The following is an 18389-nucleotide window of genomic DNA, read 5'->3' as shown; positions in this document are numbered from 1 at the left end:
CTTGGCTGAGACGTATTCCATCGTGATCCCAGCTCGCAACGAGGCAGCTGGATTAGCGAAACTGTTGCCAGCGTTGGTTGCGCGTGTTCTTCAGCGCGCGGAAATCATTGTTGTCAACGACGGCTCAGACGATGACACCATCTCGGTATGTGCAGACCACGGCGTCCGGGTGCTAAGCCACCGTTATCCCAAGGGCAACGGCGCCGCCATCAAAACGGGTGCACGCGCAGCTACAGGCGACATCCTGATCTTCATGGACGCCGACGGCCAACACCAGCCTGAAGACATTCCCCGCCTGCTTGAACAGTTCAACCAAGACTGTGACATGGTTGTGGGCGCGCGGCAGTCAGGCTCGCAAGCGGGTTTGCATCGCGCTGCCGCCAACGACATCTTCAGCCGCTTCGCGAGCTGGATGGTGATGCAGCCGATCGCCGATCTGACCTCGGGATTCAGGGTTGTTCGTGCTTCCAAGTTTCGCCAATTTCTGTATCTGTTGCCAAACGGATTTTCCTACCCGACAACCATCACCATGAGCTTCTTCCGCGCTGGCTACAGCGTGGTCTATGTCCCGATCCATTCGCCCCGTAGGAGCAGCGGCGCTAGCCATATCCATCCACTGCGCGACGGCCTGCGCTTCCTGTTAATCATCATCAAGATAGGTACGCTGTTTTCGCCGCAAAAGCTGTTCCTTCCGATCAGCGCAGGTTTTTTCTTCACGGGTCTTGCCTACTATGTGTACACCTACTTGACTGCCGGTCGGTTCACCAACATGAGCGCGCTGCTGTTCATCTCTGCCATCTTTACCTTTTTGATTGGCATCGTTTCCGAGCAGATATCGGCCTTGCATTACAAGAACATCGACACCAACGACCACAAGGGCAACTAGCGTTGCCGCGAGGCGAAGGGCTCTCGCCGCCCCGCCTGCTCCAAAGAATTCCCGGCCATGACCCTGAATCCCATTCCTCCCGTCGCCTCCCTTCGTGCGATCCCCGCCTTGGCGATGGTGCTGGTGCTGGTCGCGCTGGCAGTGGCGTGGGGATTGATGCACTACGCAGTGGGCGGGCGAGTCGCCTATACCATGGACTCATTGACGTACCGGGATGCCGCGCTGCAGTTCGCGGCCGGCCACCCGATGCAGTCAAGCAACGTGACGGCGCAGGCGCCCAAACTTCGTCCCCTGCTGAACTGGCCGCCCGCTTATCCCGCACTGTGGGCGTCGACCCTGAGCCTGGCAAACGGCAATGTCGATGATGTGCCCGCTCTACTGAATCCGGTTTTGCTAGGGCTCACCACGCTGGCCATTTTCGGGATTTGCCATATGGTTACCGGCAACTCCATGACTGCGGGGGCCTTGGCTACCGTGAATGCGTTCACGCCGACCAGCATGATTGTCTACGGCCACGCATGGAGTGAGACGCTGTTCATTCCCATGCTGCTGCTGGCCTACGCCGCCTTCTGGAAGTACCGAATATCCCAAGAGAAATTCATCTGGCTGGCGGCCGCTGCCGTCCTTGTTGGCAGTATCAATTGGGTTCGGTATGCCGGCGTGGTTTTCCTGCCCATACTGGGATTTTCGGTTCTCGCAGCCTCGAGCTCGACGCTGGGCAAACGAATTGTGCACGCAGCCAGCGCGATGCTGCTGGGCGCCGCACTGGCCATTCCCCTGTGGCTACGCAACTGGCAGCTGGCCGGCAATATTTCCGGATCCGCCCGCGGGGGGATCCCGAGATTTGACAGATGGCTCGAGGATTTTGTGACCATCATCGATTTATTCGAGCACTGCTTTTTCTCGTTCAGCATGGTGCTGAGGGCGAATCTGGAGATCCCGATTCTCACCGGGGCTGTTTTTGTGGCTTACAAAGCGTTCCGCCGCAGTGGCATCCAATGGCTTCGCCCCCCGGAAATCTGGCTGCCCATGATCTGGCTGACGGGGTACCTGCTCTTCCTGCTTTACGCCCGAAAAATCCAGACCACCGTGGACCTGGACCTGCGCATGGTGGCCGTCGTGTTTCCCTTCCTCCTTCTTGCGATGGCTCCCGCCGTGAGTGCCGCGTTCTCGAACCGTCTCCTCGATACTCGGAAGATACTCGTTGCCCTGATGCTGGGGCTGCTGGTGTATGCCGGTCTCGACCAAGCCAGCAGAACCCACCGAAATTACGCGTTTGACGGGATACCACGATGGCGGTCCGCATTTGGCCTTGGCTTCCGGGAGTTGCGCGACACCTCGCCGACCAGCCGCGCGATCAAGGAAAGCATCGGCCCTGTGGATGCGTCCACGATCATCCTGACGGATTACCGCGCTCTTTACATCCGGTACCTGACAGGTGCAAAAGTCTATTCTCCAGAAGACAAGGACTGTGCACAATGGGCATATGCGTCGACCGGGAGCTTGCTGTTCCTGGGTGGTGCGGAGCTGCCGGCCTGGGCTGTCGACTGTCTCAAGGAAAAGTCACGGTGGCGGCTGTTGAGACCTGCAGGGAAAGCCGCGCCATCCATGTATGTCGATTGATTCTCATGATTCGGAAAGTTGTAGCTTGAACATCCTGATGAGCAGCACCTCCTACCCAGAAAGTCCACAGGACTGGCGCGGCCGCTTCATTGTCAACCAGGCTGCCGCGCTGGCGCGACGTGGAGATGTCAATCTTTCTTTGTGGGCACCGCCGGGGGAATTGCCCGCGGGCGTAAGCGCCGCGACGACACAGGCCGATGCGCTCTGGCTGGCGGGCTTGTCGCGGCAGGGCGGCATCGCCCACCAGCTACGGACCCGACGCTTACTGGCCGGTGGCAGCATTCTGGTTTTGCTGATGAGACTGGGCCGGGCCTACCGCCGCCGGTCCACCGATGTCGTCCATGTGAACTGGCTTCAAAATGCATTGCCGCTATGGGGCACTACGACACCGGCGCTGATCACCGTGCTCGGTAGCGATTTTGGCCTGCTGCGCCTGCCCGGCATGAAGGCTTTGCTGCGCGCCGTGCTGCGGCAACGCCGCGCGATCCTGGCTCCCAACGCCGACTGGATGCGGCCGGCGCTGGAGCAGGCCTTTGGCGATCTTGCCGAAATCCGTCCGATGGCCTTTGGCGTGGACGATCCCTGGTTTGAGGTTGAGCGCCATCCCCCGGCAGGCAACGTGCGGCGCTGGCTGGCAGTGACCCGCCTGACTCGGGACAAGATCGGTGACCTGTTTGGCTGGGGTGAGGGCCTTTTCGATGATGTGCGGCAATTGCACCTGTTTGGCCCGATGCAGGAGACGCTCGAGCTTCCTTCCTGGGTGCGGTACCACGGCCCGACGCATCCGGCGGACCTGCTGGAAAACTGGTTCCCGCAGGCGTGCGGGTTGATCACCCTGAGCCGCCACGATGAGGGGCGGCCGCAGGTGATGCTGGAGGCCATGGCCGCGAGCCTGCCAGTGCTTGCCTCCGCCTTGCCGGCCCATCGCGACATGGTTCAGCATCGCGCGACCGGCTGGCTGGCGGGCAGCCGTGACGAACTTTGCGAGGGCCTGAACTGGCTGGAGAACCCCCTGAACAATCAGGTGACTGGCCAAGCAGCTCGAGGCTGGATCAAGCAGTCGATCGGCACTTGGGACGACTGTGCCGGGCGTTATGCAGCCGCCTATAAAGATCTACTTGAGAGAGCAGTATGAGCCAGGATGGCGTGCTGCTGCTCGGCGGTGCCGGTTTCATCGGCAGTGCGCTGGCTCGGCGCTTGGCACGGGAAAATATGCCCGTGCACATTCTTGGTCGGCACCAACAGGATCAGCTCGAGCATGTGTTACCGCAGTGTGGCACCGTGGTTCACCTTGCCTGCTCCACCACGCCAAGCGCATCAGCCGCCTGCGCGAGCTTGGAGCTGGGCAACCTCACCCTGACCTTGCGTTTACTGGACTTGCTGAAGAATCAACCGAAAACGCATCTGATCTTCTTTTCCTCCGGTGGCACCGTATACGGCAATCCCCGGACTCTTCCGGTGACGGAAGACAGTCCGCTCGCGCCGCTTTCCAATCACGGTGCGAGCAAAGTTTCGCAAGAGGCTTTTTGCAGCGCGCTGAGAACTGAGGGCCATCCCCTTACGATTCTTCGCCCGTCCAATGCCTATGGGCCGGGCCAGATGATGAAAAGTGGCTTCGGCCTTATTCGGACCATGCTCGAACACGCTCGTGCAGGGACCCCGCTAGAAATTTGGGGCGATGGTGAAAATATCCGTGACTTCATCTACATCGACGACATCGTCGAGGCCAGCCTGCGCTTGATCAAGCTGCCGCAAGACGCAGGTACCTACAACCTTGGCAGTGACATGGGCTTCAGCATCAACCAAGTCCGGGGCATCGTCGAGGCGGCCTGCGGCAAGGAATTGCAGACAAACTATCGCCCAGCAAGAGGCACAGACGTTCGCTGCGTGGTGCTGGACAGTAGCCGCCTCAAGGCACGACTGGGCTGGCAAGCTGCTGTTGGGCTGGTGGACGGTATAACGCGAACCTGGGATTGGCTGAAACGGCATGGTTGACAATCCTCCGCTTATTTCCGTGTGCATCGCTAACTACAACGGCATGGAAGTCATCGACGACTGCCTGCGATCCATTTTTGAACAGGAAGGTCATCTCCCTGTGGAAATCCTGGTCCATGACGATGCCTCCAGCGACGGCTCGGTAAGCTATATCCGGGACCGCTATCCGGATGCAAGGCTGATCGTCAGCGACAGCAACGTCGGTTTTTGCGTCGCCAACAATCGCATGGTGGCAGCGGCCAGGGGAAAATACCTGCTGCTGCTCAACAACGATGCAGCGCTTTTCCCGGATGCCGTGCAAACCCTGCTCCAGGAGGCTGATCGGATTGGCGGGTCCGCCATCCTCGGGCTGCCACAGTATGACGCTGGCAGCGGCGAGATGGTCGACATGGGTAGCCTGCTTGATCCTTTTCTCAACCCGGTTCCCAACCTCGACCTGAGCCGCAACGAAGTCGGCATGATCATAGGCGCCTGCTTATGGGTGCCAAAAGAACTCTGGAATGAATTGGGTGGATTTCCGGAGTGGTTCGGCAGTATTGGTGAAGACTTGTACCTTTGCTGCCGGGCGCGGCTCGCAGGTTACGCGGTCAGGGCCCTGGCAGTTTCAGGCTACCGACATTGGCAGGGAAAAAGTTTTGGCGGTAACAAGGTGGTCGAAAATCGGCTCGCTACGACCTTCCGGCGACGTGCTTTGTCGGAGCGCAACAAGTGTTTTGTCATGGTGTTGGCTTATCCCACACCACTGCTTCAGCTGATTTTCCCTATGCATCTGGCTTTGCTATTGGTTGAGGGCTTTTTACTAAGCCTGCTCAAGAAGGAATGGCGGGTGTTCCAGGATATATATGGGGGCTGCCTGCAAAGCCTGTGGAGCGAGCGGAAGAACCTTTTCCGGCTTCGACGCCAGATCCAAGCCGACCGGACGATATCCTGGCGGACGTTCATTGATTCCTTCACCTGGTGCCCGCACAAATTGCGCCTGTTGCTACGCCACGGGGTTCCACACGTTGGCTGACAGGTCCACACATGCTTGAAGCCCTCCGCGCCGACCCCTGCCGGTTTGTTGGGACCCTGTTGGATTACCGGGCCCTCCACCGGCTCTGGCACACCTGGCGCAGCCGGGGGACGGCAGCCATTCTTGCCGAACTCTCCATTGAAGAAAATCCTCAGTTCGCGGGCGTAGTGCCCGATGCGGTGTCAACAAAGGACCTTCGGGCTGGGGCCACCCTGCTGGTCATTGACACTACGCTTCCCCAGTACGACCGCCATGCCGGAGGGCGATCCAGCTTCCTCTATCTGCAGATGCTGCGAGAAATGGGGCATCAGGTGTTCTTCATGCCCAATGATCAAATGCGGCGAGAGCCCTACGCCAGCGCCCTGGAAGGTCTGGGCGTGACCTTGCTCATGGGGCCGGGCTTGCGTTGCGGCCAATGGAAGCACTGGTTGCGGGACAGGCCTGGGCAGATTACCCATGTTGTTCTACATAGGCCGAACGTGGCAAAGCGCTATCTGGCGGCACTCAAAAAAATGGCCGGCCTGAAGATTCTCTATTTTGCGCACGATCTGCGCTTCCTGAGGGAGGCGCGTCATTACGAACTGAATGGCGATACGTTCCATCGCTCCGAGGCTGAGTACTGGAAAAAGGTAGAAGAAAAAATCATCTCCCAGGTAGACGTGGCATATTTTTTTTCCGATGAGGAGGTCCGGGCGGTTTCCGCCTGGAATGGCGGGGCAATTGCCCGTACCGTGCCGCTATTTCCCGTGAATCTCGCCCCGGTTTCAGGATTGCCGTATGCGCAGCGCGCTGGTCTGCTGTTTGTCGGAGGGTTCGCCCATCAGCCCAATCGCGATGCGGTCTCGTGGTTTGCCAAGGAAGTGTTCCCCCTTGTGCGGCAGGCTTTGCCGAATATCGAGTGGCATATCGTGGGCCGTGAACCACCCCCTGAAATCCGCAGCCTTGCGGGAAATGGAATCTTTGTCGAAGGGGGCGTCTCCGAGGCACGCCTGGAAATGCTTTATCAGACCACAAGGCTGGCGGTCGCCCCGCTGCGCTTTGGTGCCGGCGTAAAGGGGAAGGTCGTGGAGGCAATGTGCCTAGGTGTGCCGGTCATTACCACTCGAGTCGGCGCGGAGGGCATACCAGATGGTGATGAACTCCTGAAGGTCAGCACATCTGGAGAAGATATGGCAAGACAAATTCTTGAAACATACCAGCGCCCTGATTTGTGGGAGAGCATGCGCGAACGTGCCATTCAAGGGGTGAATAAACATTTTTCGCGGCAGGCAGCTCTGCTGCGCCTGTCGGAAGATTTTGGCCCAGGGCCACATCGTTTGTCAGTCGACAAAGGTCTTAAGCGTGACCAGTAGGTTCCGCGTACTTTCTTCCCAGGTGGGCCAACTGAAAGAGGAGGTGCCGGGAGTCGAGGCCAAGGCAAGGTGCGCCTCGACTACATTTGCTAAAGCTTGTGCATCAGTCGCAGTGAAGAAAATAGCGTGGTCACCAGCAATTTCCCTGAATGGAGGAATGTCACTAGCAATAACTGGCAAACCCAAGCTTAACGCTTCAACTAGAGGTAGACCAAAACCTTCTACTATGGACGGGAAAATAAGCGCGGAAGATCGTTGATAGGCGTTAACTAAATCACGATCATTAACATCATTAAACCAATACAACATTTTTCCTGTCTGGGGGTGTTGCTTGATACGCGCTATGAGATCATCGCAAAGCCAACCTTCTCGACCAATGAGTAGGAGTGTTGCATGGTGACCGGTCTTCCAAAGAATTTCGAATGCGGTGATAAGAACTTGAATGTTCTTTCGAGCTTCCAGTGAGCCAACGCAAATATATACAGGCATGGTCGATTCCAAAACGCGACACAGCGTTCGATGACCAATCCGTACATTTTCTGGTGTTGGCAAGTCGAATCCCAGCTGCACTACCTTGCGGGGCGGAGCCGTTACTGCGACTCGGTCAATTAGAAAAGTGCTGACGCAACTCGCCGTAAACTGACTATTGCAAATTAACAAGTCGGCTGTACTCAGCACCTGCAGAAACCATGATTTGAAACGAGCTACATGCACGACATGACAAACCTCAGGATGGTCTATCGGAATGATGTCATGAATCAGAAAGACAATTTTTGAACCGGAGGACTTGGCACGATCCAAGAAAGGGAATGGGTCATAACCCCATGACGCATCTGGAAGAAATATCACGTCCCCATCGCCAAAAATGATGATTTGATCCGACGGTTTGGCAGTGTTGGCACCCTTAAGGGCTGTTTTCAGGATCAAAAATAGGCGAAGCGGCAAATATAAAATCCAAGCCAAACCGAAAGCCGATCGATGAGCCGAAATAAAGCGTTGCCATGCGGGGAATGGCAATAGCCTAGACAGGTTGCGTGCGAAGTGAAGGTATGCTTGATTTAGCCGTGCGCGCAGTGACTCTCGCGGAGGCGAATCTGAAAAAAGTGCTCCACCAGGAATAATCCTCGGTAGCGAGTTGTCAAATACGAAAGGAATGATCTCAATTTTTTCTGAATGGCCAAATCTCTGCAAGTGAAATACAAAATTTCGGACTACGCGTTGAATCCCAGTGTTTTTGCCGGAAAAATACGTGTCAGTGCAATCTATAAAAATACGCATAAGTTATTATTAACTTCCACTTATTTGATTACCTCGCGTTGCCTTTTCGGATGATCAATCCTATGGAGGTGCAGTCAAAATTATGTAAATTTAGACGAATGTGCTGATCGTCACTATAGGGCGGCATATCGACATGGCGATCGAGCTCAGAGTCGCAAGTAGAAAAATCGGGTTCTTCTACGTGGTGCCCCAACTTTCTTAACTGCAATATTAATAGTTCGATGTCTTGGCGTCTGAACAATACACACGATCTGTTGTTGTCAATGGTTGTAATGTTAGATGTGAGGTTCAATTCGGTAGTGTGAACAGCTAGACCACCGGGCCTCAATGTGTCTAGCGAGCGTAGGATGAAGGTGAGTCCATTGTGAATAGAGCCAAGGTGCTCGAGTGCGCAGGAAGACCAGCAAAAATCGTATCCATTCAAATGTGCTGGAATGGAATTCATGTCTACGACCTGAAAGTCGACTTGCTGTTGAAAAAGCGATGGCTCGCACAATCCGCGCTGATTCAAATCAGCATGAGATGCTGCATGCTGTTCTGAAGTGGCCCAGCCGAGTTCTTGAGCCGTAATAGTGGCTAAATCCGTAGCGGTAATTTTGCAGCCAGATGCGGCAAAAAGAGATGGTAATGGCTCTTTTCCCACACCAAAGCCGATTCCACTATTGGATGCCTGAAGGTATCCACGTTCATGTAGCGCATGGACGATAAAAACAAATTCCCATTGCTTTCTGTGGAGTCGCGGCTTTTCACGAAATTGCTGACACCAATAGGCATAAAGAGGCATCAAAAAGTGTCGCGACCGGCAAATGTCTGATCTAAAAGTGTACGGTCCTGATGGTGAAATTGACGCGAGGTGTTGATAGCTTGAGGAATTCAGTTCCCTCAGCACATTTCCCGAGTCCGAATAACTAGCGTGTTTTTTTTGTTTTTCGACAACGGACGATGATTGGGAATACGGGGAATTGGAATATGGAATGAGCGCGTGCTTGGATTTTTTGGCGATGTTATAAATCCAACGTGCAAGCCGCCAAACCTTGCTTTGACGCAGACGTTGCCTCACATTCTCGGCTTGCTCTGCTCGGAGTAATCTTTCGTCATAGCGTCGAACAATATCCTCGAGACTCATCCCTCCTTGACTTAGGAAGGCGGTTGACAAGGATGCCATCACTTCCGGCGGCCCTTCTTTTTGGGCAATCACTGCATAGTCAGGACTGGCTCCACGAATGACATCCATTAGGGATGGACTCATGTTGGTAGCTAAAAGAGGCTCTTCATGCAAACGCAATAACTTCACTCTCGGAAAACCATGATATTTCGTGAGAAAAGTAAGAAAGTCTGATGGGATAGGGCGAATGTGAGTCGGGTCTAGATAGAAATTTTGTGTCGCAACTAACAGGTTTTCTGGATTAGGGGTCTCCATTATCAGAATTCCACCGGGCTTCAACGCCCGAAAGGACTCAGATACGACCTGGCGCAAGGCTTCGAATGGAATATGTTCGATGACATGAAAAGCTGAGATGACAGCCTGACTATCGTTCTCCAAAGTTTTCAAATGTTCGACCGCATCTCCTTCTTTAACGGGTAAATCGCGGTCCCAGCAATCTTGGAGCATACCGGCATCAAGATCAACGCCAAACACTTCAAAGCCCATTTCTTGCATGAGACTCAACCACTCACCACGTCCGCAACCAATATCAAAAACTTCTGCAGCCTCATATATTTTTGTGAGTGGCAAAACAAAAGGAAGATATTGTTTACGCAGTTCCGTAATCACCTGGCGAGGTGCATAGAATTTCTCTTCAAAGGCCCTGTAAAATTTTTCATTCATTGCAATATTCCCATTTTGAACTGAGGCCGACAAGCCATTTAAATCTATTTAAATATTGCTTCTAGAGAGAGCATGGAAATGCCCAATCATTCGGGTCATTTGGATGGTTTGATTGATTGAATTTCCTTAATCTTTCTTGCGGGCACGCCCGCATAGATGCTGTTGGCATCCACATTACCTGTCACAACCGCTCCTGCTGCTATGACCGAATTACGTCCAATCACACATGGGCCTAAAACAGTAGCGTTAGAGCAAATCCATACGCCCTCTTCGATCAAAATATCTCGTCCATAGCTAGGTATCTGTGCCTGGCGCTCAAAACCAGTGCAATGGTAATCATGAGTCCCCGTAAGAAGGGAAACTCCATGCCCGAAAAAAGTATGGTCCATTAAGACCACGCGGCCTGAAACTGTATTTATTAAGGCATTGTTCAAAACCACACCGTGTCCAACTATAAGATTTTCATTTTTTCCAAAAACGAGGTGAACATTTAGAAGTTTGTGCGATATATGTCTATATATATCATCATTTTTAAGTAGGCATACTTCATGTATGCCAAGAAATTTAAGTAGCCAATCTTTAATTTTTACGGAAAAATTATTCATTTTCAATCCTGTGACGCACTACATTTTGATTAGTCGACAGATAAATTGCTCCGGTAAATTTTGGCTTGGTTAGATTGATCACTTGGAAAAATAAGGCTCCATCCCGCCACTCAAAATTTTTGGAGAGATGTGTCTCTGAATTTGTAATTGCGGTTGCAATTGAGTAGGTTCCTTCGCCCAGAGCCGCGTCAAAGCTAAACTGGTAGAGAAGCTCATCTCCAGCAGACAGATTCTGCTCAGCTTTACCGAGTTGAAATGTACTCGTCCCGTATATAGCTTGTCCGAGCCGATCCTTGAGTAGATAGCCTAGAACGAGTAGAGGAATAGGGGCGTAAATACGAACTCTGATTTGTAGGACAACCGATTCCCCCACATCCACGACCTCTGCTTGTTCGCCTTTTGCATCTAGCAGCGCAATGTCTTCAACTGTGGCTTCCCCCGTGCCGGATGTGGTTTGCACCTTGCCGTCTTCGCCAGTGCGTTGGCGCACGGTCTGGTTTTCACGTTCGGCCAGCAGGGCGTTGTAGTAGTCCATCACCGCCTCGGGCTCGCCTTGCATGCCAAGCTGGCCGGCGTTGAGCAGGATGGCACGGTCGCAAATGGACTGGATGGCCGCCTTGTCGTGCGAAACAATCAGCAAGGTGGTGCCATCCCTGCGGAACTGGCGGATGCGCTCGAAGCTTTTGTGCTGGAAATAGGCATCGCCCACCGAGAGCGCCTCATCGATGATGAGGATGTCCGGCCTCCTGGCGGTGGCTACGCTGAAGGCCAGGCGCATCTGCATGCCGCTGGAATACACCCGCACCGGGTGATCCATATAGTCGCCGATCTCGGCAAAGGCTTCGATTTGCGGCATGAGTTGGTGGATTTCCTCCGCGCTCATGCCCAGCAACTGACCCGCCATGAAGGCATTTTGCCGCCCGGTAAATTCGGGGTGAAAGCCAATGCCCAGCTCCAGCAGTGCGGCCACGCGGCCAGTGGTTTGCACCGATCCGGTGGTCGGTATGGTGGTGCCGGTGAGCATTTTGAGCAGGGTGCTCTTGCCGGCGCCGTTGACGCCAATGATGCCGATGGCCTCACCGGGGTTGACGCTGAAATTGATGTCCTGCAGCACCCATTTGAGGGTATGGCGCGGCTTGGAGAATGGGATAAGCCATTCTTTCAGGCGGGCGAAACGGCTGGGGTAAACCTTATAGGCTTTGCCGAGATTGCGCGCGGTAATGCTGCCCATCAAAGTTCATCCACCATTTCGCTGGAATGACGGCGAAAGAGACTGACCGCATACAGGGCCAAGCCCGCGGAAAAGAGGGTGACCAGCGCAAGATTTTGCCAATCCGGCAATTGGCCTGCCACGAAAATGTTCTGATACCCCTGCATCAGCTGATACATGGGGTTCAGGTTCATCCAGGGCCTCAACCATTCGGGCAGGATGGAAGCGGGATAAACGATAGGCGTGGCCCAAAACCAGAACTGCAGCAGCAGGCCGGACAGCTGGCCCGCGTCGCGGAAGAAGACGTTCAGCACGCCGAGCGTGATCCCCAAGCCCGCAGCAAACAGCACCTGCACAGCTAGCAAAGGAATCATGGCAAGAATGCTTACGCCGGGAAAGTTGCCCGTCACCAGCAGAAAAACCAGGAACAGCCCGAAAACGATCGAAAAGTTGAGCAGCGCGGTGGCAACCACGATGACTGGAAGGGTGAGGCGCGGAAAGCTGAGCTTCTTGATCAGATTGGCATTGTCAAGGAACACCGACTGGCTACGCTGGATGATCTCAGCGAAAAGCCCCCAGGTGATAACGCCGGCGCAGAGGTGAATGCTGTAAGAAAAGTTACCCTCCACGCCAGGCAGTCTGGACTTCATCAGATGGGAAAAAACGAGCGTGTAGATGAGGATCATGGCAAGCGGCTGCAAAACTGTCCACGCAATGCCCAGCATGGTCCCCCGATAGCGCAACTGATAGTCGCGCCGAACACTGCCGAAAACAAAGCCGCGAAAGTTCCAGGCTGCTTTGAGGGACGCTGCAGAAATCATCACAGCCTCCATACCGCGAAGCCGGCCGAGTTGAGCTTGTCGCCATCAAATTGTGCCTTGACATCGATAAAACACCCGCCGGGCTTCAATTTCCCGGCGTATGACGCGTACGACGTTGATAGCAATTGTGCATGCGGCACCGCGACAATCACTGCATCCGCCTGCGGCAGCGAGTCCCAGGGCAACAATTCAACGCCATACTCCAGCAGCGCCTCAGGTGCATCGGCGATCGGATCATGCACCAGGACTTCTACGCCATATGCACGCAGTTCAGTGATCAAGTCACCCACTTTGGAATTCCGCAGGTCTGGTACGTTCTCCTTGAACGTGATTCCCAGTACATTGACCTTGGCGCCCTTGATGTGTCTATCAGCCTGAATCAACTGTTTGACGGTCTGCTCGGCAATGAATTTCCCCATGCTGTCATTGATGCGCCGTCCCGCAAGGATCACTTCGGGGTGGTAGCCCAGCATCTCTGCCTTGTAGGTCAGGTAATAGGGATCTACGCCAATGCAGTGCCCGCCGACCAGGCCCGGACGGAATGGCAGGAAATTCCATTTTGTCCCAGCAGCCTCGAGAACTTCCAGTGTATCCAGGCCCAGCATGTTGAAGATCACGGCAAGTTCGTTCATCAGCGCAATATTCAGGTCTCGCTGAGTATTTTCGATGACCTTGGCGGCCTCTGCGACTTTGAGTGAGGACACCCGGTGTACGCCTGCGGCGACCACCTTCTCATACAGCGCGGCGATACGTTTCAGAGTGTCGGGGCTGTCTCCGGCCACCACCTTGATGGTGTTTGCCAGGGTATGCAGTGTGTCGCCGGGATTGATGCGTTCCGGCGAATAGGCGATGTGAAAATCCTGACGCCACTTCAGCCCCGATACGCGCTCGAGTACGGGGATACAGATTTCTTCGGTAGCACCGGGATATACGGTGGACTCGTAGACAACGGTTGCTCCCTGCTTCAGATGCCTGCCTACATCTTCACTGGCGCGAATGAGGGGCGTGAAATCGGGCTTGCGAGCCGCGTCAATGGGGGTTGGCACCGCGATGATGAAGATGTCAGCGCCAGCCAGCCCCGCAGAGTCGGGGGTGAAGGTGAGCTTGCCGGCCTCACGCATATCGCGACTGGGGACTGTTCCGCTGAGGTCGATGTGCTTGCGGCAAGCATCGATTTTTGAGAGGGAAAGATCGTAGCCTATCGTAGGCATGAGTTTGCCGAACGCAACGGCCAGCGGAAGGCCGACGTATCCGAGCCCGACGACTGCGACTATTTCCACGGTGTTCGTTTCCAATTCATGCTTTGGGCGCTGGCTAGCGGGCGGTTTCGGTACAGACCCGCATGATGCTAACCTGTCTTTTTCCACTTGACGTCTCTTTCATGCGAATTTGGAGGGTCTCTTCGTGAGTTGATGGTATGGGCCAGCGCCGGTTCGTCGGTGGCCCGTCCCGGCTTGCTATATTCGCAGCGGCTAACCGGGGCCGGACAATTAACCGCAAATGACCGGGTTGTGCTCCCTGTGTGTGCAATGCCAATGTGTTCCCGTTTCGTCATTTCCAGATTCAATGCAGTCAATTGCCTTATTCTTTTTCCTGACGCTGCCGTGGCTTAATCCATTTGCCCCGGGACCACTGCCTGCTGCCATACCGTTGCTGTTCTCCTGGGCTTGCATCGTCGCGTTGTTTGTGGTGAGTGGTCGTAGATCGTTCGGGGTACCGACGGGGCGTTTGGTTGCAGTCTCTACGTTGGCCTGGCTGAGTGCGGGCTTGCTCAGCAGCGTGATGGGCTTGTGGCAGTACCTTGGCGCAGGCGACAGTTTTTTGCCCTGGATGAATCAGGCCAAGTTGGGGGAGGCTTTTGCGAATTTGCGCCAACGCAACCAATTTGCCAGCCTGACCAGCGTTGCCCTCGTGGCTCTGCTTTGGATGCCAGTCAATTTCACCAGGAATGCCGACGCTGCGCGGCAATTCGACAGCAAACATCCATGGGTAGTTCAGTTGGCGGCGGGACTGCTGGCAGCCGGTAATGCGGCTTCGTCGTCGCGAACCGGGTTGTTGCAGCTTTTTCTAATCTGCGCGCTGTGCTGGATCTGGGGCGGTTGGCGTCAGCCATTTGCTCGCCGCGTGTTGCTGGCCGCGATACTGGCTTATGTACTCGCGGCGCTGGTATTGCCCTGGCTGGGAGGGTTGGACCTGATGGGGCACGGCATGGTCGCTCGCTTGCGCGCGGGAGACATGGTTTGCGCCAGCCGTCTTACCCTTTGGTCCAACATATTGACGCTTATTGCGGAGAAGCCCTGGCTTGGCTGGGGCTGGGGCGAGCTGGACTACGCGCATTACATGACACTTTTTTTTCCGGGTGAGCGGTTTTGCGACATTCTGGACAACGCCCATAACTTGCCTCTGCACCTGGCCGTAGAACTCGGCATTCCCGTGGCATTGGCTGTATGTGCAGCGCTGGGGTGGATCGTTTGGCGTACAAAGCCCTGGCGCGAAACGGATCCGGTCCGACAAATGGCTTGGGGCGTGCTGGCCGTGATCATGCTGCATAGCATGCTGGAGTACCCGCTTTGGTATGGGCCGTTCCAGATGGCAGCTGGTCTGTGTGTGTGGATGTTGTGGGACACGCCGCGGGCGCGTACCGATGGCAGCCATGAACGTTCTCTTGTAGCACCGGTTCTACGGCTTGCTCTTGCCTCAGCACTGCTCGCGGCCATTGCCTACGCCGTGTGGGATTACCACCGCATCAGCCAGATCTATCGGTCGCCGGAAGTACGCGACCGAGCCTATCGCGGCGATACGATGCAAAAGATCCGTGGATCCTGGCTTTTCCGCAACCAGGTACGTTTTGCAGAGCTGACGACCACTCCGCTCAAACGCGACAATGCGCGGTGGACGTTCGATACAGCCACAGGATTGCTGCATTTTTCGCCGGAACCGCGGGTGATCGAAAAGGTGATTGAAAGCGCCGTTATGCTGGGGCGTGACGATGAGGCCTTGTTGCACCTTGTCCGCTACCGCGCTGCCTTCCCCGAAGACTATGAAAAATGGCGCCATGCCAATAGGCTGGCGGGAGCGCCTGCAGATGGAGGCCGGAAGTGACGGTTAGGGCGTCGCCATAAAATTGCCAGATTTACCGCCGTGCTTTTCCAACAATCTCACGTCGGTGATCGTCATGCTCCGGTCGGCCGCCTTGCACATATCGTAAATGGTCAGCAAGGCTATTTGTACCGCAGTCAGGGCCTCCATCTCCACGCCTGTAGGTCCGACCGTTTCCACCGTCGCTTGGCAAACAATGCTGGCGCTGCGAGTGTCGGCGCTGAAATCCATCGCCACGCGGGTCAGTGCTAGCGGGTGGCATAGCGGAATTAGGTCACTGGTTTTCTTTGCCGCCATGATTCCTGCTATCCGGGCGATGCCGAGCACGTCGCCTTTTTTGGCGCTGCCTTCCAGGATGATGGCCAATGTGGCAGCATTCATGGTGATGCGGCCTTGCGCCACTGCCACCCGGTGGGTGGCAGCCTTGCCTGCCACATCGACCATGTGTGCCTGTCCTTGCCCGTCAAAATGTGTCAGTGGTGAGGTGGTGGTCATACTGTTACGAAACCTTTACAAGCAATCCTCATCATAAGAGCATGTCCGCAATTTCCGCTTCATCAAAACCGGTTTTCCGCAGAGGTAGGTGCTGTTGACGCGGCTGCGGCTTTAGCGCCCGCTTCCGTTGGCGGCAAAGACAACCGGGAAGTGGGCTATGTGCCCATGGCTGGCCGTAACAAGTTCTGGACAGTTTTGCTGGATCTCCATACCACCGAGGTGATTGCTTTTGTTCCCATTGACTCCTTCTAAACTCTTTAAGCCAAACAAGCGGTTTGCCAAGGACTGCATTGCGCTGGCAGCTACACTTTTGATAGTGTCTTCAGGTTTGGCGCGGGCGCAGCAGACGCCTGTTCAGCCCACTGGTTCCTTGCCGGCGCTCGGTGACACGTCGGAGCTGTCTGCAGCCGCGGAAAGGCGTCTCGGTGACCGGATTGCCAGCAGCATTTACCGCGACCCGGACTACTTGGACGACCCGGTGCTGGGCGACTACCTGCAGGGCATCTGGCAACCCCTGATGACGGCGGCGCGCGCCCGGGGTGAACTCGGTCCCGAACTGGAGGAGCGGTTTGCCTGGGACGTCATGCAGATCCGGGACCGCAGCATCAACGCCTTTGCCTTGCCTGGCGGTTATCTTGGGGTGCACCTGGGGCTGATAGGCGCGGTGGCCACCCGCGACGAACTGGCTTCCGTACTGGCGCATGAATTGACCCATGTGACGCAGCGGCATATTTCGCGCCTGATGAGCAAACAGAGCCAGCAAATGCCCTGGATGATCGCAGCCATGGTTCTGGGTGCCCTTGCAGCCAGTAAAAACCCGGATGCCGCCAACGCCGCAATTGCCGGCGGGCAGGCGGTGGCGATACAGAACCAGCTTAATTTTTCCCGCGACATGGAGCGTGAGGCCGACCGGGTCGGTTTTGGCGTGATGGCCGATGCCGGGTTCGACAAACAGGGCTTCGCCAGCATGTTTGAAAAACTGCAGCAGGCCTCTCGGCTCAACGACAACGGATCTTTTCCTTACCTGCGCAGCCACCCGCTGACCACCGAGCGCATCGCCGAGGTCAAGGGCCGGCTGCAACTGGACGGGGTGACAGCCTCGCCGGCCAGCAACGCGGAGGCGGGCCATGCGCGCGTGTTGCACGCCATGATGGCCGCACGGGCACGTGTGCTGGCTGACCCGGGCGTGGATGGCTTGCGGCCTTTGATCGCTGATGCGCAGCGTGTGTCGCTGCCAGCCGCAGCGGCTGCGTTGACGGCGCGGGATGCCGGCGCCCTGTATGCGGGCGCCCTGGCGGCCAGCCGCTTGCGCGACCACACACTGGCGCGCAGCCTGGTGGGCAAACTGAAGTCGGCGCCCACGCCGTCGAGTGCAGTCGCCGAGCCGGTTGAGTGGCTGGCTCTGGAGATTGAGCTGTTGGCTGGCAACACGGCCAGTCTGCCCCGGCTGGGCAACACCCGCAACCGGGCTGCCTTGTGGTTGCAGGCCAGGGCCGATCTGGCGGGCGGCCGTGCCCAGGATGCTTCAGGCGCCCTGCAGGGCTGGGTCACCACGCACCCTAAAGATGCAGTCGCCTGGCAATTGCTCGCAGCGACCTATGGCCAGCAAGGGCTGACGCTGAGGGCCATCCGTGCTGATGCGGAAAGCCGTGTGGCCCAGCTTGATTATCCCGCGGCACGGGACCGCTTCAAGGCCGCGCAGGATGTGGTTCGAAGCGGCCGCGAAGGGGGTGCCGGGACGAACAGCTACATTGATGCTTCCATCATCGACACCCGCGCGCGCGAGATCGACCAGCTACTTCGGGAGCAGGCGCTCCAGGAGAAACTCGATCGCTAGCTGCAGTACCGAATAAATCAGCGAGCCGATCAGGGCCGCCACAAAACCCGTGACATGCAACCCGCTGAGCAGGCTGGCGGCGGCCCAGAACATCAGGGCGTTGATGACAAACAGGAACAGTCCCATCGTCACCAGTGTCACGGGCAGGGTCAGCAGAATCAGCACCGGGCGTACCACGGTGTTGAGCGCGCCGAGGACGGCCGCCGCAAGCAGCGCCGCAGGAAAGCTGGTCACGGTTACGCCGGAATAGAGATAAGCCACCGCCAGCAAGGCGGCAGCGCTGCAGAGCCATTTGACGATGAGTTTCATGCTCACAAGAATAGCACCTGCGTGACCAGCCAGCCCCTA

General features: G+C 56.1%; 16 protein-coding genes. 8 read left to right on the top strand and 8 right to left on the bottom strand.

The features are described from left to right. Position 1 precedes the first annotated feature (1 nt). From ABI660_RS03975 to ABI660_RS03950, 6 genes are read left to right on the top strand one after another with little or no spacing between them, the layout of a single operon-like run. A complete protein-coding gene (locus ABI660_RS03975) occupies positions 2 to 886 on the top strand; it encodes a glycosyltransferase family 2 protein (protein ID WP_348065177.1) in 885 nt (294 codons plus the stop codon). Between the two features lie 57 nt (positions 887 to 943). Then, positions 944 to 2509, top strand: a complete 1566-nt coding sequence (locus ABI660_RS03970; protein WP_348065175.1) for a hypothetical protein — start codon at positions 944 to 946, stop codon at positions 2507 to 2509. A gap of 25 nt (positions 2510 to 2534) precedes the next feature. Then, the gene (locus ABI660_RS03965; RefSeq protein WP_348065173.1) at positions 2535 to 3644 is read left to right on the top strand and encodes a glycosyltransferase family 4 protein; all 1110 of its coding nucleotides are present in this window, start codon (positions 2535 to 2537) and stop codon (positions 3642 to 3644) included. Continuing rightward, positions 3641 to 4504, top strand: coding sequence for an NAD-dependent epimerase/dehydratase family protein (locus tag ABI660_RS03960; RefSeq protein WP_348065172.1), 864 nt, complete (start codon positions 3641 to 3643; stop codon positions 4502 to 4504). The genes ABI660_RS03965 and ABI660_RS03960 overlap by 4 nt, the downstream gene beginning before the upstream one ends. Beyond that, entirely contained in the window at positions 4497 to 5516 is a 1020-nt protein-coding gene (locus ABI660_RS03955) for a glycosyltransferase (protein ID WP_348065171.1), read from the top strand. The genes ABI660_RS03960 and ABI660_RS03955 overlap by 8 nt, the downstream gene beginning before the upstream one ends. 11 nt (positions 5517 to 5527) lie before the next feature. Next, positions 5528 to 6868 (top strand): glycosyltransferase family 4 protein, encoded by a 1341-nt coding sequence (locus tag ABI660_RS03950; RefSeq protein ID WP_348065169.1) that lies wholly within the window; start codon positions 5528 to 5530, stop codon positions 6866 to 6868. Here the strand turns inward: ABI660_RS03950 and ABI660_RS03945 are convergent. The 6 genes from ABI660_RS03945 to ABI660_RS03920 form a co-directional block, all read right to left on the bottom strand. Next, positions 6836 to 8146 (bottom strand): glycosyltransferase family 1 protein, encoded by a 1311-nt coding sequence (locus ABI660_RS03945; protein WP_348065167.1) that lies wholly within the window; start codon positions 8144 to 8146, stop codon positions 6836 to 6838. The genes ABI660_RS03950 and ABI660_RS03945 overlap by 33 nt on opposite strands. Positions 8147 to 8174: 28 nt before the next feature. Beyond that, positions 8175 to 9974: a methyltransferase domain-containing protein gene (locus ABI660_RS03940; RefSeq protein ID WP_348065165.1), complete on the bottom strand. Its 1800-nt coding sequence runs from the start codon at positions 9972 to 9974 to the stop codon at positions 8175 to 8177. Between the two features lie 95 nt (positions 9975 to 10069). Beyond that, positions 10070 to 10579, bottom strand: a complete 510-nt coding sequence (locus ABI660_RS03935) for an acyltransferase (RefSeq protein WP_348065163.1) — start codon at positions 10577 to 10579, stop codon at positions 10070 to 10072. Further along, the gene (locus ABI660_RS03930) at positions 10572 to 11810 is read right to left on the bottom strand and encodes an ABC transporter ATP-binding protein (RefSeq protein WP_348065161.1); all 1239 of its coding nucleotides are present in this window, start codon (positions 11808 to 11810) and stop codon (positions 10572 to 10574) included. Before ABI660_RS03930 ends, ABI660_RS03935 begins: the two co-directional genes overlap by 8 nt. Continuing rightward, on the bottom strand, positions 11810 to 12610 hold the full coding sequence (locus ABI660_RS03925) for an ABC transporter permease (RefSeq protein WP_348065159.1): 801 nt from the start codon (positions 12608 to 12610) through the stop codon (positions 11810 to 11812). The genes ABI660_RS03930 and ABI660_RS03925 overlap by 1 nt, the downstream gene beginning before the upstream one ends. Beyond that, positions 12610 to 13890 carry a nucleotide sugar dehydrogenase gene (locus tag ABI660_RS03920; protein WP_348065213.1) on the bottom strand — a complete coding sequence of 427 codons (1281 nt, stop codon included), beginning with the start codon at positions 13888 to 13890 and terminating at the stop codon, positions 12610 to 12612. The genes ABI660_RS03925 and ABI660_RS03920 overlap by 1 nt, the downstream gene beginning before the upstream one ends. Positions 13891 to 14176: 286 nt before the next feature. Between ABI660_RS03920 and ABI660_RS03915 the strand changes: the two genes are divergently transcribed. Further along, a complete protein-coding gene (locus ABI660_RS03915) occupies positions 14177 to 15712 on the top strand; it encodes a Wzy polymerase domain-containing protein (RefSeq protein ID WP_348065157.1) in 1536 nt (511 codons plus the stop codon). Positions 15713 to 15715: 3 nt separating this feature from the next. On the opposite strand, the gene moaC is transcribed toward ABI660_RS03915, so the two are convergent. Beyond that, positions 15716 to 16204, bottom strand: a complete 489-nt coding sequence (gene moaC / locus ABI660_RS03910) for a cyclic pyranopterin monophosphate synthase MoaC (RefSeq protein WP_348065155.1) — start codon at positions 16202 to 16204, stop codon at positions 15716 to 15718. Positions 16205 to 16520: 316 nt separating this feature from the next. Here moaC and ABI660_RS03905 point away from each other — a divergent pair, with 316 nt between their 5' ends. Continuing rightward, positions 16521 to 18041, top strand: coding sequence for a M48 family metalloprotease (locus ABI660_RS03905; RefSeq protein ID WP_348065154.1), 1521 nt, complete (start codon positions 16521 to 16523; stop codon positions 18039 to 18041). On the opposite strand, the gene ABI660_RS03900 is transcribed toward ABI660_RS03905, so the two are convergent. Then, positions 18000 to 18350, bottom strand: a complete 351-nt coding sequence (locus tag ABI660_RS03900; RefSeq protein WP_348065152.1) for a phage holin family protein — start codon at positions 18348 to 18350, stop codon at positions 18000 to 18002. The genes ABI660_RS03905 and ABI660_RS03900 overlap by 42 nt on opposite strands. Positions 18351 to 18389 lie beyond the last annotated feature (39 nt).

The sequence above is a fragment of the Polaromonas sp. genome (assembly GCF_039930745.1).
Classification (GTDB): domain Bacteria; phylum Pseudomonadota; class Gammaproteobacteria; order Burkholderiales; family Burkholderiaceae_C; genus Polaromonas.
The sequence above is the reverse complement of the archived record's forward strand: the minus strand, read 5'-3'. Positions and strand labels throughout refer to the sequence as shown.